Origin of the sequence: Pseudescherichia sp., from assembly GCF_031979925.1 — a bacterium.
Lineage (GTDB): Bacteria > Pseudomonadota > Gammaproteobacteria > Enterobacterales > Enterobacteriaceae > Pseudescherichia.
The window spans coordinates 36871-60024 of sequence record NZ_DALZFB010000001.1 but is presented as its reverse complement, the minus strand read 5'-3'; the positions used below and the strand labels follow the sequence as shown (position 1 = coordinate 60024).

Sequence of the window (23154 nt, the reverse complement as noted above, 5' to 3'; positions counted from 1 at the left end):
TGTAACAGGCGACCTTGTGACGTTGCAGTCCATCACATCGTTGCCCGCGTTACCTCCATTTTCACCAGAAGTGATGACGCTGCTGGATACGTTTTCACGCCTCACCCGTACCGATATTCAGGCCCGGGAGTGGCCGGACGTTGTCAGCCTGGGCTTCTGGTGCCGCCAGGCCGCCACCGTGCAGATGCGAGAAGCCAGTGGCGATCTGAACAATCGCCTTGGGCGCGGGGTCGTTTTTCACATCGCGCCGGGGAATGTACCGGTCAATTTTGCCTACTCGCTCTTCACCGGCCTGCTAACCGGCAATGCCAATATTGTACGCCTGCCGGGCCGCGAGCACCCGCAAACGGCTATCGTGCTGCGCCTGCTGAATCAGGCGCTGGCTGCCCATGCACCGTTAGCGCCTTATGTAATATTAGTGCGTTATGATAAGCAAACCGCCATTAACGATGCGCTGTCTGCGCTTTGTGAAACGCGCATCATCTGGGGTGGCGACCAGACTATCGCCCAACTGCGCCGTTCGCCGCTGCCTGCCCGGGCCCTGGATATTGCCTTTGCCGACCGTTACTCCATTGCCATTATTCACGCTGAGCGCTATCTCGCGCATGATAATAAAACAGCGCTGGCACAGGCCTTTTTCAACGATACGTTACTTAATGACCAAAACGCTTGCTCTTCGCCGTCGCTGGTAGTCTGGCTAGGTGAAAACAGTGATACCGCTCGCGACATTTTCTGGCAGCATTTTGAGACGCTTGCAGTGAAACGCTACACCCTTGAACCGGTCTCTGCCGTGAATAAACTCACGCAGCTCTGCCTGCTGAGCACGCAGGTTATGGGTGCAAAAAAAGTGCAGGGAAATAATAATCTGCTGGTACGCGTCCAGCTGCCATCGCTTTCTGAAGAAACACTCAGCCTGCGCGGTAACTGTGGTTTCTTTATGGAGTATGTCGGCCAGACCCTTGATGAGATCGTGCCTCTTTGCGACTCGCGCTGCCAGACCCTTGCCGTTTTCGGCATCGATAATAGAGAGGTAAGCGACTGGATTTCCCGTACTCGACCAAAAGGCATTGATCGTATCGTCCCCTTTGGACGCACGCTGGATTTTACACTGCACTGGGATGGTTACGATCTAGTCGCCATGCTGACCCGGGTTATTTCTTGCACCGGTTAAGCCTCACCCCGGCGTCGGACCAATCCAGGAAACGTTAAAAAGATAGGCTCTGTGAACATAGAGCCTGGCTTATTTTGTCAGGCAACCTGAAGATTTCGGCGTGGATTATTAGCATGACGTCGAACAATATCGATAACTCTCTGCTGCTCGGCTTCTGATAAATCCGGATAGATAGGCAGGCAAAGAATTTTTTCGGCAATGTCGTTGGCGAACGGGAGATTGTCGATGGCCGCCGATGGCAAATGACGATACATGGCAAATGAGCTTATCAGCGGATAAAAGTAGCGACGAGAGTAGATGCTCTCTTCTTTCAACGCATCGTACAGCTTATCACGGCTTAGCGGATAGTCGCTCCCGACCAGCACCGGATAGTAGGCATGGTTCCACTCAAATTGTCCGGCTGCGTCGAAATAATTTATACCTTCAACGTCTGCAAGTCCTGCACAATAACGGTGGTAAATCGTTTCGCGAGCAGCGAGCGCGCCGTCAATATGTTGCAGTTGCAGCAGGCCAAATGCGGCCTCTACTTCATTCATTTTGGCATTAATGCCGGGAGCAACCACGCGGGTTTCTCCGGCAAAACCAAAGTTTTTGAGATAATCAATGCGCTGTTTTGTTCTGGCATCGTGACATATGATCGCCCCACCCTCAAAGGTGTTAAACACTTTAGTGGCATGGAAACTCAGCACTGAAAGATCGCCATGGTTCAGAATACTGATATCTTTCTGCCTGACACCAAACGCATGGGCGGCATCATAAATTACCTTCAGACCATAAATATCGGCAATCTGCTGAATCTTATCAACTTCACATGGAATTCCGTAGCAGTGTACGGGCATTATCGCCGTTGTTTGCGGGGTAATAAGCTCTTCAATACGTTCAGGATTGATGTTAAACGTATGTGGATCGATATCGGCAAAAACCGGCGTCAGGCCATTCCACAGCAGAGTATGGGAAGTGGCAACGAACGAATAAGGCGTGGTGATCACCTCGCCAGTCACACGTAATGCCTGTAATGCGGTCAACAGTGCCAACGTGCCGTTGGAAAAGAGGCAGACATACTTGACACCAAGATATTGGGCCAGTGCCTCTTCCAACTGCTGGTGAAATTCACCACCGTTAGTCAGAATTTTATTCTGCCAAATTTTCTCAAGGTAAGGGATAAACTCCTCAAGCGGAGGCAAAAGAGGACTGGTAACAAATATATTATCGCCCATGAAAAACCTGAAAGGTGGTGAGGAGTTAGCTCATATTACTCTTCTTAAAGACGCGCTTATCGGCGAAACAGCGGCACTTTCCAGTGCTAATTAAACGCTATCCCCTAAACAGAGCGGGAAAATAGCGGATATTTGGCAACTGAACGCCTGCCCTCCTGTGGCAAATTTTATGCCTACCGGTAGCCTAACCCTTACCTGCGCGTAGGGGGCGATGACGAAATGATAATGAACGAACATGCCCTGGTGAGCATTCTCACCCCAGCCTATAACCCTGAGTTTTTTGAAACAGCGTTGCTGAGCGCGCTTAACCAAGACTGGTTAAACTGCGAGATAATCGTTTGTGATGATAGCCGCGATGATACCATCCGCACACTTTGCGAGCGTTATGCACCACAGGCCTCAATACCTATCCGCTATTTTAAAAATGAGACCCGTCTCGGTGAAGTACACAATGCACAGCGCTGCGTGCTGGAAGCCAAAGGCAAATATATCAAGTTCTTATACGACGATGATATTATTCAACCGACTTGTATTACCCGCCTGGTTCATGCATTAAATTCGTCGCCCAATAATCGTCTTGCCTCTTCACGACGCACCCGTATCGATGAAAATGGCGCACTGCTAGCTGATATCACCGCAACCGCCTTCCCCTTCGCCTGTGATGTGATTATTAACGGCGCAGATATCATCGCCTTCTTTACTGATTACATGATCAATTTTATAGGCGAGCCAAGCGTTGTGCTCTGCTACCGGGAGGACTTGCTCTCGTTTGGAGATGAACTCTTCAAGCTTAACGGTGAGTCAATGCCCTTTTTGGCAGACGTCGCCCTGTATTTAAAATTACTTAATTTAGGCGATTTGGCGTTTATTGCTGACCCGCTGACCGCATTCCGCGTCTCGGAAAACCAGAGCAGCCAGCTTGCGCACACCGATAAATACAAAGCGATGGTGAACAAGACTTACACCACCATGCCACAGGTCATAAAAGAGTTAGGCTGGTATAAAGGTGACAGAGAGCAGAACCAGATTGTGAAGGTTGCACCTATGCATGCTCCCGAACAATTTCAAGAAGAAAACCTGCTTCAGGGATTGTTACAGGCTACCCAACGTTCAGCCGAAGATTTTCAGAGCCATATCCTTCAGCAATGGTTAAACAGTCGCGTCCTGCCTCCTCAACATCACGCCTGGGCGCACTCCTTCCAGCACAATAGAAATATTCATCATACGCTGCATATATTCATCACGCAGGCTGGCAAAGAGGCAGCATCGGTCGAAGCAACCCTGGCGAGTATTCGTGCCTTTAATGGCTATGGTCTTTCACTTATCCCTGTGGTGCTGGGTAAAAGAGCAGAGCTTGCTTTTCCAGATGTTCCGCTGATAGAGGTTACAGATGGCAGCTATGTACAGGCTATCAATCACTATCTTGCCGCGAACAATACGGACTGGGTGATGTTTCTTGACGCCGGTGAAACGGTATTGATGAGCGGAATGCTGATGTTCGATTTGGCCCTTGATAGCGCGATGGGCTGCGACGCTGTCTACGGCGATGAGTTTTATCGCTCGCAAGGCAAACTCGCACGCACGGCGCTGCGCCCGGACTTCAATCTTGATCTTTTGCTGAGTTATCCTTCAGCAATGGCGCGTCACTGGATATTCCGCGCCGGTACAGTCCTTGCCTTAGACGGATTTAATCCACGCTATACCCAGGCGTGGCAGTTTGAATTTATTGTTCGTTTGATCGAGCAAAAAGGGATCCAGTTTGCCGGACACCTGTCGGAACCCTTTGTCATTGGCGAGCAGCCGATGTTAAGTAACCAGCCTGAAGAGATTGAGATCCTGGCGGCACACTTGCGTACCAGAGGCTATCTTCAGGGTGAGGTAGAGATGCCACATCCAGGTTTATATGCTCTACGTTATCATCATCAAGAACAGCCGCTGGTATCCATCATTATTCCTACCAAAGATCAACTGGCGGTCTTAATTCCTTGCGTAACCAGTCTGCTGGAAAAAACGCGCTACCGTAACTATGAGTTAATTATTGTCGACAATAATAGCGAAACGCCGGAGGCACAGCAGTGGCTGGAGGGTATTTCGACAATCGATCCGCAACGTATCCGCGTACTGCGCTATCCTTATCCGTTTAACTATTCCGCTATTAATAATATGGCGGCACGTGAAGCAAACGGCGACTATCTGGTTCTACTGAATAATGATACCGCGATTATCAGCGATAGCTGGCTGGATCACTTATTAAACCACGGCCTGCGCCCAGAGGTTGGCATTGTCGGGGCGAAACTGCTTTACCCAACGGGTAAAGTGCAGCATGCCGGTGTTGTTCTGGGACTGCGTGGCCCGGCAGATCATCCGTTTATTGGCAGCGATAATGATATAGGTGGTTATATGAATCGGCTTCAGGTCGATCAAAACTACAATGTCGTTACCGCGGCTTGCCTGCTGATCCGTAAATCCGTGTACGAGCAGGTGGGAGGGCTGGATGAACAGAACTTCACCGTTTCATATAACGATGTTGATTTATGTCTAAAAGCGCGAGAGGCGGGTTATTTAACCGTCTGGACACCTCATGCTGTGGTAATGCATGAAGGTAGCGTAAGCCAAAAGAAAGTCGATAAATCGACTCAGGAAAAGAAGCGCCAGCGCTTTATGGCAGAGCAGGATACCATGTACCAGAAATGGTTACCGATCATCGCTAACGATCCCGCTTATAATCCAAATCTGTCGCTTGAAGATGCCGGTTTTAAATTTGTGGCGGACGGAAAGAACACCTGGCAGCCCCTACACTGGAAGCCGATGCCAACCGTCATGACGTTTCCGCTTCGTAGCCACCCTGCCAGCCAGCAGCGTCTGGCGTGGCCACTTGAAAGAATGCGCACCGAGGCTCTGGTGGATGGACAGATTAATTACCATGCCAGTACCTATGCTGAGATTGCGCGCTATGCGCCAACATCATTAGTCATACAGCAACAAATCTCGCCATTTATGCAGGAATGGCTACATCGCCTGCGTAGGATCTCACCTGTATTTACCGTATTTGATTTGGATGAGTACCTCCCTGCCTTACCGGCCAGTGCCACCTCACGGGAAAAACTCCCCCCGGATATACTTAATGCACTAAGAGGTACGTTGAATAATGTTGATCGGCTGGTTGTCGCCAGTGACGCCATTGCAGAGACGTGTCGAGGATTACATAGCGATATTCGCGTCGTAGAAACACGCTTATATCCAACGCTATGGTCAGGATTGACCAGCCAGCGTGCAGCCAGTAGTAAACCACGCATCGGTTGGGTAGGCGATGCTAATAACAAGGATGATTTAGATCTCATTCATAAACTTATTAGCCAGATGGCTAACCGGGTTGAGTGGATATTCCTGGGCTATTGTCCTCCCTCCTTACGTGCCTGGGTTACTGAGTTCCATGTTTCGGTTCGTCCGGAGCATTATCCACAAAAGCTGGCCTCGCTTAATCTGGATCTTGCCCTGGTCCCTATGGCAGATAATGCCTGGAATCGTCATCAGAGTGCCATCCGTTTATTTGAATATGGTGCCTGCGGCGTACCGATTATTTGCAGCGATATCGTTAGTTTGCGTAATCACCTTGCAGTAACGCGCGTGGAAAATCGCTATAAGTGCTGGCGTGACGCGCTTGAAATGCATCTCAGCGATTGGCAGGCGGCAGGGAAACTGGGGGATGAATTGAAAAAACAGGTATATGAAACGGGCATGCTGGAAGCAGGTAATCTGTTGCATCATGCTCGCTGCTGGCTACCCGATTAATAAAAAGGGCCGGATATCCGGCCTTATTAAATGGGTGATCTCCTCTATCGTTATCTGGACAGCCACCCCTGACGCCAGTCATCGAGACCAGCATCGCGCAGATACCAGTCGCGATGCACCGCTTCACGTAGAGCATCGCCCTGCGCCTTACGCCATGCCGAGTCATTTAGATGGAGCTGAATAGCGTTCATCCAGTCCTTGAAGCGATTTTCTACCAGCGTTACCGGCAGCCCACAGCGGTAAGGTGCCAGGTTACTGGCAACGATCGGTACCCCGCAGGTGCCAATCTCCAGCAGTCGTAGATTGCTTTTACACTCATTAAACTGATTATCATCCAGTGGCACCAACGCCAAATCCAGATTCAGGCTGGCCAGTTTCTCCGGATACATATCAAAGGGTACGCCGGGATGGAATTCGCATTTTACACCGCGAGGCTTCATCCCCATAAAGACCCATTCAACCTGCCCTTCGAGCGCCTTAATCAGGGGCAGCAATATTTCCAGGTCGCCTGCGTGCGAGCTACCGCCTGCCCAGCCGACACGAATTTTTTCACCCGTCTCGCGCAGGCTGCGTAGATGTTGCCACTGATCGGGAGCCAGACGGTTTTTCGCAACGCGAATATCATGATGGAAGCGGCTATAGGCCTCTGCCAGAGGCTCGGTCGCGACCACTATCCAGTCGGCGCTTTCCATGGTCCTGCGCAGGCTCTTAATCATATGCTGTGGGAACTTATGCCTGTTACCGTTCTTAACGGGCACGTTAAGTAGATAATCATCATATTCCAGCACGATCTTCGCATTACACACTTCACGATACTGACTTATAATTGCCGGGAAACGGCTGCCGGTAACCAGCTCGAGCAGAATAATATCCGGCTGTAGCTGTGCTGCTTCCATCACGCCCGGTACGCTATTGATCAGCCCGCCCTCCGCAAGCAGATGGCGTTCCAACGCCTTGAAGGGTTGAATAATGCGGTGGTTACCACATCCCTGCCAGTCAATATGATGGGCCATCACCACTGGCAGTGGCCGTCCCGGCAGCGGCTGATGAAGGCGGGCAGCGCTGTTACTAAGGGTAAAAGGCGCATTCATCTTTTGCATCAGCGGGTGATAAGAGGGTTCTGCCAATAGCCCCTGTTTCCACTCCCGGCGCAACGTTGCGTAGTCTTTCAGCAGCGGGCGCTCCTGAACATGGAATTTATTGCCTAACAGACGCGTCGCGCCGCCCATATGCCTAACACGGGCATAAGGTGTCCAGACGTTGAGATAGCCCGATTGCTGCGCTCGTAGGCCTAAATCAACATCTGCAAAATAGAGAGGATAGGTCTCCTGGTTGAAGCCGTTAAGTGAAACAAAGACCTCTTTACGCACCATCATGCAGGATGCGCTTACTGCCGCCAGATTACGCGGTGTTTTCAGATAGTGTTGATAACCATTGCTTTGCCCATCAGCCCCGTCATAAACCACCTCTATACCATGCTGGACGCCAGGCAGATAGCCGCCATGTTGAACACGGCCGTCGTGATATTCGAGGCGTGCGCCGACCATGCCGACCTCAGGACGTAAAGCATGCTCAAGCATGGCTTCCAGCCAGTCACCCTCAATAATTTCGCAATCGTTGTTTAAAAACAGCAGGATGTCACCCCGGGCCTGCTGTGCGGCTGCGTTGTTAATCTCGGCGAAATTAAACGGGGCATCGTAGCGTAGGATCCGTACCTGGTCGATCCCTAGCGCAGCAAGATCGTTGAGAAATCGGCAGGCATCCTCTTCAACAGACTGGTTATCAACAATGAGCAATTCATAATGCTGATACCGAGTTTTCTCCATCAGGCTTTCAATGCAGCGCTTAAGCAGCGCAAAACGATCGCGGGTAGGAATGATGATGGAAACAAGCGGCGCGGCCGCCCAGCGATAGCGCAGACGTTTAATAGATGGCGAGAGCCCCTTTTCCAGCGCTGCGGTGATACCAAGGCGCTGTAAATGCGCCAGGACACTCTGCTCACAGTCGCGGCGCACTGCGTCGGACTCGCTCCAGCGTGACGGCAGCCAGGGGCTTTCCACCAGGACGTCGGGAACATGCGCCAGCGCTCCAGCGCCCTGCCCCTCGACAAACCGCCACAGCAGATCAATAAATGGCGCATGTTGATATTGCGGATCGAGGCCACCGGCCTGCAACGCTATTTCTCGGGAGAAGAGCAGGACCTGGCCAACATACGGCGTCCCCCGCAGCAAATCGATATTTACATCCGGACGTAAGGCAGGGTTTGGCTCACCATTTTCCCCGCGCGTCATTTCATCGCAGTAAAAGAGCCAGGCGTTTTGCTTATGCATACGCTGTTCAGCAAAACGGAGCAGCGCATCCTCCAGGAGCATAAAGCCTGCCGGGATAACTAATACAGCATCCGCATCGCGGGTGGTTAAAAGCGCATTTACATCTTTGCCCCACCGCTCACCGATCTTAACGCTATCGACGCTGGCTGGCGCGAGCGATTGCGCCGCTAGCGAATTAAGCGTCCGCTCATACGCTGCATTATCCAGCCCATCATCGAGCACAATGACCCCAATGCTGCCTTTTTCCGGGTAGCTTTTAACAAAGGCCAGTAAGGCCTCGCGCCGTGCATCACTGATTTTGCGGTCGGCCAACCAGCGGGAGATTGAATAGTGCGTAGACTGCTGGGCAAGTACAGTTTTTCGATAAAAAGTCAGCGCATAGCGGGATTTTTTATCAAGCGAGCGTGATTTGTCGTTTAAGGCAGATCCGAGGATAGCGTCCAGTGCACGAGGAAGGCTCCAACGCTCTGCCAGTAGCTTACTCTGTTCTCTCGTCCATGCTGCAGTACTTTCGTAACCATTAATAAGTAATTCTATCCACTCTTCTGCATCCGGATTATTACGTAACGTTATGCCGCAAAAATGGTCATACTCATTGCGTGCCAGATTATCCTGATTGAGATAGCCCTCTACGTAGCCTTCATTAACGAGAAATACGGGGATCCCCAGAACCAACGCTTTTGGTACGTAGTTTTCATTACCCACTACCACATCATACTGTGCCAGCCAGTCCGGTTCGATTTTCTGCACTTGCGCACTCAGATCCAGCCACTCCAGCGTAATGCCCGACTCGGCTGCACGCTGTTGGATCTCATACATCTCAGCCGACATTTTTGACGCAATATAGAGCACGCGCTTAGGTTTTATCCCAGCACACTTTGCGCGGTAGACAATAAAATTGGTGGGCACTGTCCAGGGCAGCGTCTGCAGCTGGGTGCTATCCACCCCAGTTTGCAGGAGAAATTCATTGGTCCGGGATGAAAGTCCAAGCGTCAGAGAGGCAAATTGGTTTTCAAGCTGGACGCCATAGGGGATATAGAGGTCGTTGTAATCACTAAAATGGCGAAAAATCATTGGCCCCGCAAGGCGCTGCTCATTAACCGCGTTAAGCATTTTTTCACTAAAAAAACCACGATAGATCCAGATAGCGTCATAGCAGGCTGCTAATTCGCCCTGGCTATCGGTAATAAGTGAAAAATGTCCACCGTCGGATAGCCTCGCTATGTCAGCCGTTAACGCTTTACCTGCAGTAGAGCAAATAAGATCGATATGCCAGCCGGTGGCCAGTAACGTATCAGCAATGTCCATTATCTCAACGGAATGGGCAGAAAACGTGTCAAATTTATCAACGCTGATCAGTAAGCTTCGCATATGTCATCCTCTACATGGCCTGCGGCGGGCATGAGTGTAGTAATGCGATATTGTGCGTGACGACAGGGATTTTGAGGGGAAAAACAGATTAGGGAAAAGGGTCTAAATCTGACGATTGCACCAAAAATCGCGTGACCGTCTGGCTATCTGCAAATAAAAATGTCAAATAATAGGTTGTTCTCCCCTTAAGGGATAGCGTGTTCATTTAAACTATCCTCAGACTAAGAATCTCCCTGTCTGAGTTTACCGCGGGTTCTGGTTCATATCCTGTTGAAGCTCAGACTGACAGGGTCTCTATAACAAGATTTCACTTCAGGCACTGTTATGATAACTGTATTTTTAGCCCCCTATCCCTTTCGCGGACACCAGGCCCCGGACTTATGGTTCTTCTATAAGGTCCTGACCTCTGTCAAAGAGCCTGTCCATTTCATATTAAGCAAGGACTATTTTAACTCCGTAGAATACTGGCAAGAGCGCTTTCGGTGGGAGCCGAAGGAATACAATCAGAGAAAACATGGCTACACGTTGCCAACTCAGCAGCAGTTAGATAACTGTCAATTCACACTGCTGGATGAAGCGTTCTTTGAACAACATTTGCAGAACTACGCTAACCCAACCGAGTTTTATAAGGCCTGGTTGACTGAAGATATACCTGAGCTTCGCCAGAAACTTAAGTACATTCTGGCGAATATTAGCCATCCTGAAGCCGTGCTGGTTTGGAACAACTGTGCGTCACTTAACCTTGCCGCGGAGGCACTGAACATCCCGGTAGTGCATTTTGAGCAGGGTTCGCTGCGTCTGCCAGACTATTTTTCAACTTTTTTCTTCGATTTTCAAGGCGTAAACGGTTCAGCCGAAGCAGAGTCCCGCTACCTCAATGCTGCAGAAGAGTGCAAGCAGCAACTCTCTGTAAATGAGTTAAGGCACTATTTTTCAAAAGCATTACATGCTTCGCCTGCGGCGCCAGAGTATGATATAGGCGTAGCCCTACAGGTAGAAAATGATTCCAATCTTGTCGCATATGGGAATTCATTTAATAACTTTACTCTGCTGGAATATATGCGTGTAAAGCACCATGCTACAATGAAAAAGATTATTGTTCGTCCACATCCCTATGCGCTTTTCACCCCAAATGCTAAAGCCTCTTTCCAGATTGATTCATCGCCATGCAGCAATGATTTCATTTCCAGGTGCCATCATATTGTCACCGTCAATTCCGGTGTGGCTCTCGAAGCGATTCTCCTGAATAAGGAAGTGACGATCCTGGGCGAGGGTCCCTTCAAATTTATAGCCGAAGCAGAAAATGAGGCAGAAAAATGCCGTCGTCTCTACTTCTACCTTTTTGCTTACCTGGTACCTTATGAGTTACTACTCGACATGGATTATTTACGTTTTCGTCTTTCAAAGCCCAAAGATAGCGAGATTATCCATTGGCACAAATCCTGTTATGAGACTCAAAAGGCGTTACTGAGCTAGCTTTTTCGCTACAAAAAAAACCCGACCATAAGGTCGGGTTTTTTGGCGATGTATAAAACATCAAAAGATGATTTATAACTTAGCCTGGAATTAACGCAGCAGGGACAGCATGGTCTGCGGAACCTGGTTGGCCTGCGCCAGTACGGAAGAGCCGGCCTGCTGCAGGATCTGCGCGCGGGACATGTTGGACACTTCGGTCGCGTAGTCGGAGTCCTGAATACGGCTGCGGGCAGCGGTCAGGTTGCTCACGGTGTTGTTCAGGTTGGTGATGGTGGATTCAAAACGGTTCTGGGATGCACCCAGCAGGCTACGCTGGTTATCAACCGCTTTGATCGCCTCATCGATATCTGCCAGCGGGCTGCCGTCAGTGGCGCCGCCAGAGCCGACGGTACCTTTCAGAACGTCAAAACCTTCTGCAGCAGTGGTACGGGTGTTACCGTTAATGGTCTGACCGGTAGTTGCTGCCGATGCGCCAGAGGCGTTGTACAGGTTGTAGTCGTTGCTTTCGCTCAGGCTGATGGAGATGGTTTCGCTGTCTTTAGAGCCAACCTGGAAGCTGTAGCTGCTGGTGCCGGAACCGGTGTTCAGCACTTTGATGCCGTTGAAGTCGGTCTGCTTGGTTACGCGGTCGATCTCTTCCATACGCTGGTTAACTTCAGCCTGGATGGAGTCGATGTCAGATGCAGAGTTGGAGCTGTTCTGCGCCTGAACGGTCAGGTCACGTACACGCTGCAGGTTGTTGTTGATTTCGCCCAGCGCGCCTTCAGCGGTCTGTGCCAGGGAGATACCGTCGTTGGCGTTACGTGCAGCAACGCTCAGGCCGTTGATGTTGGAGGTGAAGCGGTTAGCAATCGCCTGGCCAGCAGCATCGTCTTTGGCGCTGTTGATACGCAGACCGGAAGAGAGACGCTCAATAGAGGTGCCCAGGGAAGACTGAGACTTGGTCAGGTTGTTCTGAGTCGTCAGCGACAGGGTGTTAGTGTTGATCACTGCCATGGTAAATATCCTTCTTTAAATAGTGGTAATGCTATTTCGGCATGTGCCCAACGGCCTCATCGCCTTCAATAATGTTATCGACACGAGATCGTGAAGCTTTAGAGTTTCTGAAGATTTTTTTTGCCGGCGAGAAAATAAAAAAGCGCCGACAGGCGGCGCTTTGGGTAAATCATATTTGCGAATTAACGCAGCAGGGACAGCATAGTCTGCGGAACCTGGTTGGCCTGCGCCAGTACGGAAGAGCCGGCCTGCTGCAGGATCTGCGCGCGGGACATGTTGGACACTTCGGTCGCGTAGTCGGAGTCCTGAATACGGCTGCGGGCAGCGGTCAGGTTGCTCACGGTGTTGTTCAGGTTGGTGATGGTGGATTCAAAACGGTTCTGGGATGCACCCAGCAGGCTACGCTGGTTATCAACCGCTTTGATCGCCTCATCGATATCTGCCAGCGGGCTGCCGTCAGTGGCGCCGCCAGAGCCGACGGTACCTTTCAGAACGTCAAAACCTTCTGCAGCAGTGGTACGGGTGTTACCGTTAATGGTCTGACCGGTAGTTGCTGCCGATGCGCCAGAGGCGTTGTACAGGTTGTAGTCGTTGCTTTCGCTCAGGCTGATGGAGATGGTTTCGCTGTCTTTAGAGCCAACCTGGAAGCTGTAGCTGCTGGTGCCGGAACCGGTGTTCAGCACTTTGATGCCGTTGAAGTCGGTCTGCTTGGTTACGCGGTCGATCTCTTCCATACGCTGGTTAACTTCAGCCTGGATGGAGTCGATGTCAGATGCAGAGTTGGAGCTGTTCTGCGCCTGAACGGTCAGGTCACGTACACGCTGCAGGTTGTTGTTGATTTCGCCCAGCGCGCCTTCAGCGGTCTGTGCCAGGGAGATACCGTCGTTGGCGTTACGTGCAGCAACGCTCAGGCCGTTGATGTTGGAGGTGAAGCGGTTAGCAATCGCCTGGCCAGCAGCATCGTCTTTGGCGCTGTTGATACGCAGACCGGAAGAGAGACGCTCAATAGAGGTGCCCAGGGAAGACTGAGACTTGGTCAGGTTGTTCTGAGTCGTCAGCGACAGGGTGTTAGTATTAATAACAGCCATGATGGTATTCCTTTGAAAAAGTTATCAGATTCAGGCATCTGCCTACGGCTTTCTCACCGTCAATGTGATTATCGACCGCCCTCGCATAACCTTTAGAAAAAAAGATCGCTTTTTTAAAGGCGCAAACTGCCTGGTTTTTCTCCGCTTTATTTCGCCATTGTTTTTTGTAAAACACTCTAATCTTTTTGCTGTCGCTGCCGATAGAGCATCCAGTGATTGTCTCAAATGAAAGGATGTTATTATGGCAACAGTAAGTTCGCTCGGTGCGGGCACCAGCATGAGTTCGTCGTTAAGCACATTATATGATGGGCTGGAGTCTGCGGAACAAACCCGACTGACGCCTATTACTCAGCAGCAGACCTCTTATAAGGCAAAACTGACCGCCTGGGGCGTAGTGCAGACGGCGTTGACCAAGCTGCAAACGGCTGCGGATGCGCTGAAAAACACCTCCGCCATCGCGTCGGCTAAGGTCTCCAGCACCAATACCGCATTCAGCGCGACGCTGGCCAACAGCGCCACGGCAGGCACCTACTCCGTTGAAGTCAGCCAGCTGGCCGCCTCGCAGTCTTTGCTAAGCCCGAAGGTAAGCAGCAAGGACACCGATCTCGGCGACAGCAGCCTGAGTTCGCGGACAATCACTATCACCCAGCCGGGTCAAAAAGATCCCATGACGGTGATGCTGGCCAGCGATAAAACCAGCCTTGCGGACGTTCGCGACGCGATCAATGCCAAACAGGGCAGCGTCACCGCGAGCATTATTAAAGCGGATGATAATAGCTATTACCTGGCGCTGACCTCCCGCGACAGCGGCACGGCGAACGCGATGACCATCAGCACTGACGACAGCGAGCTGGCGAAATATATCAGCTATGACGCCGCCGACAGTTCGAAAAGCACGATGACCCAGCAGGTGGCAGCGAAAGATGCGATTGTTGAAATTAATGGCATCACCATCACCCGCAGCAGCAACACCATTACCGATGCGCCAGAAGGTGTAACCCTGTCGCTGACCAAAACCAACGTGGGTAGCCCGGAAACACTGACCGTTGTAAAAGACAACGAGCCAATGACCACGGCGATCCAGGCCTACGTTGACGCCTATAACTCGCTGCAGACCACCATCACTAACCAGACCAAATATACGGCGGTAGATCAGGGCAGCGATAGCCAGAGCACCTCCAACGGTGACCTGCTTGGCGACGGCACGCTGCGTAATATCCAGACGCGTCTGCGTTCACAGCTCTCTACCAATCAGGGAACCGGCGCGATCGCTACCCTGTCGCAGATGGGGATTACCCAGGATATTAACGGCAAGCTGACGGTTGATAGTACTAAGCTGACCAAGGCGCTGAACGAATCCCCGACCGACGTGCTGACTTTCCTTTCCGGCGATGGCAAAACGACCGGCTTCGCGACTCAGTCCAGCAATCAGCTGAAAGATATTCTGGGCACCGACGGCTCGCTGCAGAACGCCACCGACGGAATCAACAAAAGTTTGAAGCAGCTGTCAGAGAAATACGATCGGGTAAATGACCAGATCACCGCGACGATGGCGCGTTACAAGGCTCAGTTTACTAGCCTGAGTACGCTTATGTCGTCTCTGGACTCTACGGCCAGCTATTTGACCCAGCAGTTTAATGCCATAAACAGTTAATGAGTGACGATTGAGGTTTGACATGTATACAAAATCGGGAATTCAGGCTTATGCACAGGTCGGCGTCGAAAGCGCCGTTCTGAGTGCCAGCCCACACCAGCTGGTAGTCCTGCTTTTTGATGGCGCACTCAGCGCCATGAAAAAAGCGGCCATCCTGATCGATCAGGGAGACATTCCCGGTAAAGGACAGGCGTTGTCAAAGGCCATCAACATCATCACTAACGGCTTACGCGCAGGGCTTAACCATGAAGTTGGTGGCGACCTTGCGTCAAACCTTGACAATCTCTATGACTATATGACACGGCGTCTTCTCCAGGCTAATTTGCACAATGACCTTGCTGCCATTGATGAGGTCACGAACCTGCTGACCAACATTGCAGATGCCTGGAAGGAGATCGGCCCCAATAATCAAAATGCGCGGGACACCTACTAATGGAAGCCGATTTCGGGTTGCTCCACCACTACCAGCAACTGCTGCTGACCAGCAACATGATGCTCAGCCTTGCTAAAGAGGGGCGCTGGGATGAGTTAATTCAGCATGAGGTGAACTATATCACCGCCGTAGAAAAGCTGACCCAGCTTCAGGATACGGCAGATACCGCGCCGACTATTCAGGGGCTGCTCCGCCCCCTGTTAAAACAGATCCTCGATAACGAAGTTGAGTTAAAAACGCTGCTGCATCAGCGCATGGAAGAACTACGCACTCTGGTTGGGCAAACGTCCCGGCAACACAACCTGAATTCAACCTATGGACGTCTCTCTGGTAATATCCTTTTCCCAAGCGAGCTTTGAACGCTGCCGCCTGTAAGCGGGTGAACTATTTTAACGCCCCCACCCGCTTCGTTTTCTGATTTTCATCCATACTTCAAGTTCCTTACTCTGGAGCATGGTCGATGAAAAACCCCACCTTATTGCAATGCTTTCACTGGTACTATCCGGAAGGCGGTAAACTCTGGCCGGAAGTGGCCGAGCGTGCGTCTGGTTTTAATGATATTGGCATTAACATGGTCTGGCTGCCGCCCGCCTATAAAGCAGCAACGGGAGGCTATTCGGTCGGGTATGACACCTACGATCTTTTCGATCTGGGCGAGTTCGATCAAAAAGGCACTATTCCTACCAAATACGGTGATAAGGCCCAGCTGCTGGCGGCCATTGGCGCGCTGAAGGAGAACGGCATCGCCGTGCTGCTCGACGTGGTGGTCAACCATAAGATGGGAGCCGACGAAAAAGAGTCGATCTGTGTCAATCGGGTGAATGAACACGATCGTAACCAAATCGACGACGAGGAGATCGCGTGCGAAGCCTGGACGCGCTATACCTTCCCCGCCCGTAAAGGAAAGTACTCAAAATTTGTCTGGGATCACAAGTGCTTTAGCGGCGTTGATCATATCGAAAATCCCGATGAAGACGGCATTTTTAAAATCGTCAACGATTACACCGGTGAGGGCTGGAACGATCAGGTCGACGAAGAGCTGGGTAACTTTGACTATCTGATGGGGTCCAATATCGACTTCCGTAACCGGGCGGTAACGGAGGAGATCAAGTATTGGGCGCGCTGGGTAATGGAGCAGACCCAGTGCGACGGCTTCCGCCTCGATGCAGTAAAGCATATCCCGGCCTGGTTCTATAAAGAGTGGATCGCCCACGTGCAGGAGGTCGCGCCGAAGCCGCTGTTCATCGTCGCCGAATACTGGTCCCACGAAGTGGATCGGCTGCAACAGTATATCGATCAGGTAGAAGGCAATACGATGCTGTTCGATGCCCCGCTGCAGATGAATTTCCATCAGGCATCGCTGCAGGGTCGTGACTACGACATGAGCCAGATTTTCAGCGGCACGCTGGTAGAGGCCGATCCTTTCCACGCGGTAACGGTGGTGACTAACCACGACACCCAGCCGCTGCAGGCCCTGGAAGCGCCGGTGGAATCCTGGTTTAAGCCGCTGGCCTACGCCCTGATCCTGCTGCGCGAAAACGGGGTCCCGTCGGTGTTCTATCCGGATCTCTACGGTGCAAGCTATGACGATACCGGCGGCGACGGCGAGACCTACCACATCGATATGCCGATTATCGAACAGCTCGACCAGCTAATCCTGGCCCGTCAGCGCTTTGCCCACGGCGTACAGACTCTGTGGTTCGATCACCCGAACTGCATCGCCTTTAGCCGGAGCGGAACCGAAGAGGATCCGGGCTGCGTGGTAGTGCTCTCTAACGGCGACGAGGGTGAAAAGACGCTGGAGCTGGGAGCGAACTACGGTAATAAGATGTGGCGCGACTACCTGGGCAACCGTGAGGAGACCGTAGCCACCGACGAAAACGGCACCGGCACCTTTACCTGCAACGGCGGCAGCGTCAGCGTGTGGGTACTGGAAGAGGTGCTGTAACTGAATACGCTGAGTGAGGAGCCTCACTCAGCGTTGTTATCTTACGGCAGCGGCGTAGGCAGCGGGCTTTTAGCCAGCACCTCGGCACACTCGGCGGTTGGCCGGTCAACCCGCTTCAGGGTCATTCCCGCATATTCAAGCATTGCCCCTTCCCGCTCAAGGGAGTAAACCTCTACCTTCTGCGTGACGTTATAAAAATCATCTCCGCGCAGCGTCAGCTTGCCCGGAAGGGCAATCACCCTCTGCCACTGACGGCAGTCCAGCGTATCCCCGGCAGGGGTTACCACCAGACTGGCTATCGCCTCCGGACTCACCAGCTTGCTTTGTGGCCCGGCAGATTGCCAGTACCCGGCCAGACCTGCTGGCGCAGGGTGTTTTACCACCTCGTTATAGTTATCAATCTGTGCACAGCCGGTCATCGCCAGCAATGCGCTAAAAAATGCTACTTTTTTCATCTAATGTCCTGCCTGCGAAGAAAAAATTATTCTGGCATTAAAGCGTCACGCCCGCCAGCGATAACCTTCGCGAGTTAAATTGATCTGCACCGTATAAATGCCATTTACCGCTGGGCAAACGTACCGTTCCGTGTAGGATCGCGGTTCCGCTTTATACGATAAACCTTCTGAGTTCAGAGGCTATTACCATGTCCTGGCAACACTTCAAACAGCGCTGGCTGATTACCTTTTGGGCGCCTTTGCCCGCCGTTATCGCCGCCGGCATTCTCTCAACCTACTATTTTGGTATTACCGGCACCTTCTGGGCCGTCACCGGGGAGTTTACCCGCTGGGGCGGTCAACTCTTACAACTGATGGGCGTTCATACGGAAACCTGGGGCTACTACAAGCTGATCCATCTGGAGGGCACGCCGCTGACCCGCATCGATGGCATGATGATTATCGGCATGTTTGGCGGCTGTTTTGCCGCCGCGCTGTGGGCGAATAACGTCAAATTGCGCATGCCCCGCAGCCGGATCCGTATTATGCAGGCTGTTGTTGGTGGCATCATTGCCGGATTCGGCGCACGGCTGGCGATGGGCTGTAACCTGGCGGCGTTCTTTACCGGTATTCCGCAGTTTTCGCTCCATGCCTGGTTCTTTGCGCTGGCCACGGCGGTCGGCAGCTGGTTTGGGGCGCGCTTTACCCTGCTGCCCCTGTTTCGCATACCGGTCAAAATCCAGAAGGTATCAGCCGCCTCACCGTTAACCCAGAAGCCTGCCCAGGCTCGCCGCCGCTTTCGCCTCGGCATGCTGGTGTTTGTTGGCATGCTGGGATGGGCGCTGCTAACGGCGATGAATCAGCCCAGGCTGGGTCTCGCCATGCTGTTCGGCGTCGGCTTTGGCCTGCTGATTGAGCGGGCGCAGATCTGCTTTACCTCCGCCTTCCGTGATATGTGGATCACCGGCCGCACCCATATGGCGAAGGCTATCATCCTTGGCATGGCTGTCAGCGCGATCGGCATTTTCAGCTACGTCCAGCTAGGAGTTGAGGCCAAAATTATGTGGGCTGGCCCTAACGCCGTGATTGGCGGCCTGCTCTTTGGCTTCGGTATTGTGCTGGCAGGCGGCTGTGAAACCGGCTGGATGTACCGCGCCGTAGAGGGCCAGGTGCACTACTGGTGGGTAGGGCTGGGAAATGTCATCGGCTCAACGCTGCTGGCCTACTTCTGGGACGATCTGGCTCCCTCGCTGGCAACCCGCTGGGATAAGGTCAATCTGCTGAACACCTTCGGGCCGCTCGGAGGTCTGCTGGCCACCTATGGCCTGCTGTTGGCCGCCCTGCTGCTGGTCGTGGCCTGGGAAAAACATTTCTTTAAGCGCGCCGCCACGCTGGCGGTTAAGGAAGCGGTATGATTACGAGCACAACGATAATCCCAGATTACCGCCTTGATATGGTGGGCGAGCCCTGCCCCTATCCTGCCGTCGCCACGCTGGAAGCGATGCCGCAGCTAAAGAAAGGTGAGGTTCTGGAGGTGGTGAGCGACTGTCCGCAGTCCATTAACAATATACCGCTGGACGCACGCAATCACGGCTATACCGTACTGGATATCCAGCAGGATGGGCCGACGATTCGTTATTTGATTCAGAAATAGACCAAGGGAACGGGGACGTAGGCCGGGTAAGCGTAGCGCCACCCGGCGAATGCAGTAATGCCGGGCGACGGCTAACGCCTTGCCCGGCCTACGGCGCTGGCAGATTACTGCGGAATACGCAGCACCTGGCCCGGATAGATTTTTTCCGGGCTTTTCAGCATCGGTTTGTTCGCTTCGAAAATTTTATTGTACTGGTTAGCGTCGCCGTACACCTGTTTAGAGATAGCGCTCAGGGTGTCACCAGATTTAACCGTATAGAACTGGCTCTCTTTGGCAGTCGTATCGGCGGCTGGCGCGGCCTTGACGTTGTCAGCTACGCTGGCGATACCGGAGATGTTACCCACAGCGACCAGAATCTTCTCTTTAGCTTCCTGGCTCAGCCCTTCACCCGTTACGGTGGCCTGGCCGTCTGCAACCTGCACGTTAACTTTATCCGCGTCCGGGATACCGGTTTTGCTCAGATGCTCCTGCACCTTTTTCGCTTGATCTTCCTTGTCATCATGCCCGGAGACGGCGTCCCACAGCTTTTCACCTGCTTCTTTTACAAAATTGAAAAGACCCATTTTCAGCTCCTTACCGTTAAGTTAAGACTCTGAAAGTGTAGCAGAGGCCAGGTGAAGCGGCTGACGTAAGCATAATTTAAGGAAGTTCTGATCTTGTCCCTCTGCTTACTCTCAGCTCTATGGCGTTTGGATCATTAAGAATAGCCAATAAAAAATTGAACAAAAAATAATGATTAACTATGCCATAAACCATGTGTTTTGAAATGTTACATTGCAATTGATAAAAATAATATCATCCATATGAATGATTGCTATATATAATATTTGCGATTTTTATTAATGGTTGGCAATCTGGCGCTTTCAATAAAAGTAAAAACCGCTCATTAATATGAATAACATGATCTACATCATTTAATATCGTTTTTATGCCGCGTGTACTTTATAGCAGTAGTGACTGTACCTTTGACCACTGTTAAGCTGTATAGCTTCATGAGCTTACTGATTTTAATGATGCTAAATATATTCGTTAAGTATGCAACCGTAGGTATTTTTAACACGCTTATCCACTGGTTGGTGTTTGCTGCATGTTTTTATATCACTCATTCAAATCAATCAGTTGCAAACTTTACTGGTTTTTTTGTCGCAGTAAGTTTTAGCTTCTTTGCTAATGCACGAGTTACATTTAAGTCTTCAACTACTACTTTACGCTATCTTTTATATGTCATTTTTATGGGTATTATGAGCGCTGCGGTTGGGAAGGTTGCCGATCTCTTTTTCCTGCCGCCCATACTGACCCTAATATTTTTTTCTGCAATAAGTCTTGTTTGTGGCTTTATCTTTTCTAAATATATTGTATTCAGAGATGCAAAATGAAGATTTCTCTCGTCGTTCCTGTGTTTAATGAAGAAGATACCATTCCTATTTTTTATAAAACGGTTCGCGATTTTGAAGGTTTGAAACAGTACGAGGTTGAAATTATATTTGTTAACGATGGCAGCACAGATGCCACTGAAAACATTATCAATGCCATTTCATCTGCTGATCCGCTGATTATAGCCATATCCTTTACCCGAAATTTTGGTAAAGAACCTGCTCTTTTTGCCGGGCTGGAACATGCTTCAGGCGATGCGATTATTCCCATTGATGTGGATTTGCAAGATCCTATTGAAGTTGTACCTCTATTAATTGAAAAATGGCTCGCCGGTGCCAGAATTGTATTAGCTAAAAGAACCGATCGCTCGACCGACTGCTGCTTAAAGAGAAAATCCGCAGAATGGTTCTACAAACTACATAACAAAATCAGCAATCCTAAAATTGAAGAAAATGTAGGTGATTTCAGACTCATGTCACGCGTAGTCGTAGACAATATTAAGCAAATGCATGAACGTAACCTTTTTATGAAAGGTATTCTTTCATGGGTTGGCGGTCATGTTGAGGTAGTCGAATATACTCGCGCTGAACGCGTTGCTGGAAGTACTAAATTCAATGGCTGGAAATTATGGAATCTGGCACTTGAAGGTATAACCAGTTTTTCCACGCTTCCTTTAAGAATATGGACATATATCGGATTTATAGTCGCAGCCATTTCCTTTTCTTATGGTTTATGGATGATAGTAGGCACACTTGTTTTCGGTAGTCAGGTCCGTGGATATCCATCCCTTCTCGTATCTATACTGTTTCTGGGTGGAGTTCAGTTAATGGGCATAGGTGTTCTCGGAGAGTACATCGGCAGGATTTACATCGAGGTTAAAAGACGACCAAGGTATGTTTTAAAAAAGGTAGATAAGCAATGAGCAAAACGTTAAGAGCGTTGATATTTATGCAGGCCGCTATCGTATTCTGTATCTATGCAGCTACATTCCACTTCTCTCCACTAAATGGAGAGGACTACGGTCTTACAAAGCGATTTGTTAACGAAAGCTTAAATGAGCGTATTGCCTGGGCCACGTCAAGATCGTTATTGCAAATACAAGGGTGGAATGCCCGTTTAGGCGAGCAGCTATCTATATTTTCACTAAGCATGCCGGACTATTTCTTTTTCATTATCGCAATTGCCTCTGTTGCAGCCCTTTGCTATTTATTGGCAACGTTGCTTTACGATGATAATGATAAATTGATTGCGTTTACTATAAGCATTCTAATTACATTTTTAATGTGGCCAGGATTTGAGCTATTTCTCTGGCGGACAGTAATAACTGGGTACACTGTGCCTATGATTATTACATTGGTTATTGTAAAAAAGTTTATGACCGAACAACGCAGAAATAAACTATACTCGAGTAAATTTTTGCTCAGTGCTTACTGCGTGCTTGCTTTTTTATCTGGACTATCATTCGAGAATGTGCCGGTAGCAACAATACTATTTCTACTTTGTGTTCTGTTTAGCAGTAAACAGGTTGTTAGCAGGTTATTACTTATACCCCTTTCAACTCTCATTGGTTGGGGCGCTCTCATGATCGCACCATCTACCATCTATCGCAGAATGAAATATCATGAGTGGTATCACCAAAACATTTCTTTTTTCGATGGTATAAAAAATAGAACAGTAGATGTCGTTTCAATATTTGCACAGACATCAGGTGTGCTATTTGTGGTTGCGCTAATTGCTTTCGCTTATCTGTTATACAAAAAAGACATTCGAAAAGAGCACTGTTTTCTTATAGTTTCTGCCGCTCTGGTGGTTGGCTCAATGATAGCCTCACCTTATACTGAGCCAAGGTCATATATGTTCGCCTGGTGCGTTATGTTGGCTTTTGTTATCAGCGTTATACAAAAGAACACAGGAGTAAGGAATTATTATGCATTTGCTCTTTTAATAATTGGAGTCTTTTCAGTTTACACATGCCTCACAGTATATAAGGTCAACCACAAGTATTATACTATTATGCAAGAACGATCCTTAAGAATCGAATCTCAACTTAACAGCCAGGCATGTAAACAAGGAATAAAAGTAAATTTGATCAAGGGTTTTAAAAAATACAGATATCTTAATAATCGTGATGAATGGTATTACTATAATCTTCCGAAAGTTTCTGAGTATTATGGTTGCAAAATAGTCGGTTAACGATAGGGCGAAAGACTTTTAAT

General features: G+C 50.3%; 18 protein-coding genes. 12 read left to right on the top strand and 6 right to left on the bottom strand.

Annotated elements, in window-relative coordinates:
• Positions 1–16: 16 nt before the first annotated feature.
• Complete coding sequence (locus tag RTM13_RS00265) at positions 17–1171, top strand: acyl-CoA reductase (protein WP_312209209.1); 1155 nt, start codon at positions 17–19, stop codon at positions 1169–1171.
• A 77-nt stretch (positions 1172–1248) separates the two neighbouring features.
• On the opposite strand, the gene RTM13_RS00260 is transcribed toward RTM13_RS00265, so the two are convergent.
• Positions 1249–2388, bottom strand: coding sequence for a DegT/DnrJ/EryC1/StrS family aminotransferase (locus tag RTM13_RS00260; protein WP_312209207.1), 1140 nt, complete (start codon positions 2386–2388; stop codon positions 1249–1251).
• A 225-nt stretch (positions 2389–2613) separates the two neighbouring features.
• Here RTM13_RS00260 and RTM13_RS00255 point away from each other — a divergent pair, with 225 nt between their 5' ends.
• The gene (locus RTM13_RS00255; protein ID WP_312209205.1) at positions 2614–6180 is read left to right on the top strand and encodes a glycosyltransferase; all 3567 of its coding nucleotides are present in this window, start codon (positions 2614–2616) and stop codon (positions 6178–6180) included.
• Positions 6181–6230: 50 nt separating this feature from the next.
• Here the strand turns inward: RTM13_RS00255 and RTM13_RS00250 are convergent, their stop codons facing one another.
• Complete coding sequence (locus RTM13_RS00250) at positions 6231–9881, bottom strand: glycosyltransferase (RefSeq protein WP_312209203.1); 3651 nt, start codon at positions 9879–9881, stop codon at positions 6231–6233.
• Between the two features lie 324 nt (positions 9882–10205).
• Between RTM13_RS00250 and RTM13_RS00245 the strand changes: the two genes are divergently transcribed.
• On the top strand, positions 10206–11357 hold the full coding sequence (locus tag RTM13_RS00245; protein ID WP_312209202.1) for a GT99 family glycosyltransferase N-terminal domain-containing protein: 1152 nt from the start codon (positions 10206–10208) through the stop codon (positions 11355–11357).
• A 90-nt stretch (positions 11358–11447) separates the two neighbouring features.
• Here the strand turns inward: RTM13_RS00245 and RTM13_RS00240 are convergent, their stop codons facing one another.
• Entirely contained in the window at positions 11448–12353 is a 906-nt protein-coding gene (locus tag RTM13_RS00240) for a flagellin (RefSeq protein ID WP_312209200.1), read from the bottom strand.
• 182 nt (positions 12354–12535) lie between these two features.
• Positions 12536–13441 carry a flagellin gene (locus tag RTM13_RS00235; RefSeq protein ID WP_312209200.1) on the bottom strand — a complete coding sequence of 302 codons (906 nt, stop codon included), beginning with the start codon at positions 13439–13441 and terminating at the stop codon, positions 12536–12538.
• A gap of 241 nt (positions 13442–13682) precedes the next feature.
• Between RTM13_RS00235 and fliD the strand changes: the two genes are divergently transcribed.
• The 4 genes from fliD (at position 13683) to amyA (ending at position 17476) form a co-directional block, all read left to right on the top strand.
• Complete coding sequence (gene fliD, locus RTM13_RS00230) at positions 13683–15095, top strand: flagellar filament capping protein FliD (protein ID WP_312209198.1); 1413 nt, start codon at positions 13683–13685, stop codon at positions 15093–15095.
• A gap of 22 nt (positions 15096–15117) precedes the next feature.
• Positions 15118–15528, top strand: a complete 411-nt coding sequence (gene fliS / locus RTM13_RS00225) for a flagellar export chaperone FliS (protein WP_312209196.1) — start codon at positions 15118–15120, stop codon at positions 15526–15528.
• Entirely contained in the window at positions 15528–15887 is a 360-nt protein-coding gene (gene fliT, locus RTM13_RS00220; protein ID WP_312209194.1) for a flagella biosynthesis regulatory protein FliT, read from the top strand. The genes fliS and fliT overlap by 1 nt, the downstream gene beginning before the upstream one ends.
• A 101-nt stretch (positions 15888–15988) precedes the next feature.
• Positions 15989–17476, top strand: a complete 1488-nt coding sequence (gene amyA, locus RTM13_RS00215; RefSeq protein ID WP_312209192.1) for an alpha-amylase — start codon at positions 15989–15991, stop codon at positions 17474–17476.
• A gap of 41 nt (positions 17477–17517) precedes the next feature.
• Here amyA and yedD read toward each other — a convergent pair whose 3' ends face one another.
• Positions 17518–17931, bottom strand: a complete 414-nt coding sequence (gene yedD, locus RTM13_RS00210; RefSeq protein WP_312209190.1) for a lipoprotein YedD — start codon at positions 17929–17931, stop codon at positions 17518–17520.
• Between the two features lie 188 nt (positions 17932–18119).
• Between yedD and yedE the strand changes: the two genes are divergently transcribed.
• Together yedE and yedF are read left to right on the top strand one after the other, a co-directional pair.
• Entirely contained in the window at positions 18120–19325 is a 1206-nt protein-coding gene (yedE, locus tag RTM13_RS00205) for a selenium metabolism membrane protein YedE/FdhT (protein ID WP_312209188.1), read from the top strand.
• Positions 19322–19564 carry a sulfurtransferase-like selenium metabolism protein YedF gene (yedF, locus tag RTM13_RS00200; RefSeq protein WP_312209186.1) on the top strand — a complete coding sequence of 81 codons (243 nt, stop codon included), beginning with the start codon at positions 19322–19324 and terminating at the stop codon, positions 19562–19564. The genes yedE and yedF overlap by 4 nt, the downstream gene beginning before the upstream one ends.
• A gap of 104 nt (positions 19565–19668) precedes the next feature.
• Here yedF and lysM read toward each other — a convergent pair whose 3' ends face one another.
• On the bottom strand, positions 19669–20127 hold the full coding sequence (lysM, locus tag RTM13_RS00195; protein WP_312209185.1) for a peptidoglycan-binding protein LysM: 459 nt from the start codon (positions 20125–20127) through the stop codon (positions 19669–19671).
• Between the two features lie 450 nt (positions 20128–20577).
• Here lysM and RTM13_RS00190 point away from each other — a divergent pair, with 450 nt between their 5' ends.
• From RTM13_RS00190 to RTM13_RS00180, 3 genes are read left to right on the top strand one after another with little or no spacing between them, the layout of a single operon-like run.
• Entirely contained in the window at positions 20578–20940 is a 363-nt protein-coding gene (locus tag RTM13_RS00190; protein ID WP_312210091.1) for a GtrA family protein, read from the top strand.
• Positions 20937–21860, top strand: coding sequence for a glycosyltransferase family 2 protein (locus RTM13_RS00185; RefSeq protein ID WP_312209183.1), 924 nt, complete (start codon positions 20937–20939; stop codon positions 21858–21860). Before RTM13_RS00190 ends, RTM13_RS00185 begins: the two co-directional genes overlap by 4 nt.
• Positions 21857–23131 carry a DUF6056 family protein gene (locus RTM13_RS00180; protein ID WP_312209181.1) on the top strand — a complete coding sequence of 425 codons (1275 nt, stop codon included), beginning with the start codon at positions 21857–21859 and terminating at the stop codon, positions 23129–23131. Before RTM13_RS00185 ends, RTM13_RS00180 begins: the two co-directional genes overlap by 4 nt.
• The last annotated feature ends 23 nt before the right edge of the window (positions 23132–23154 follow it).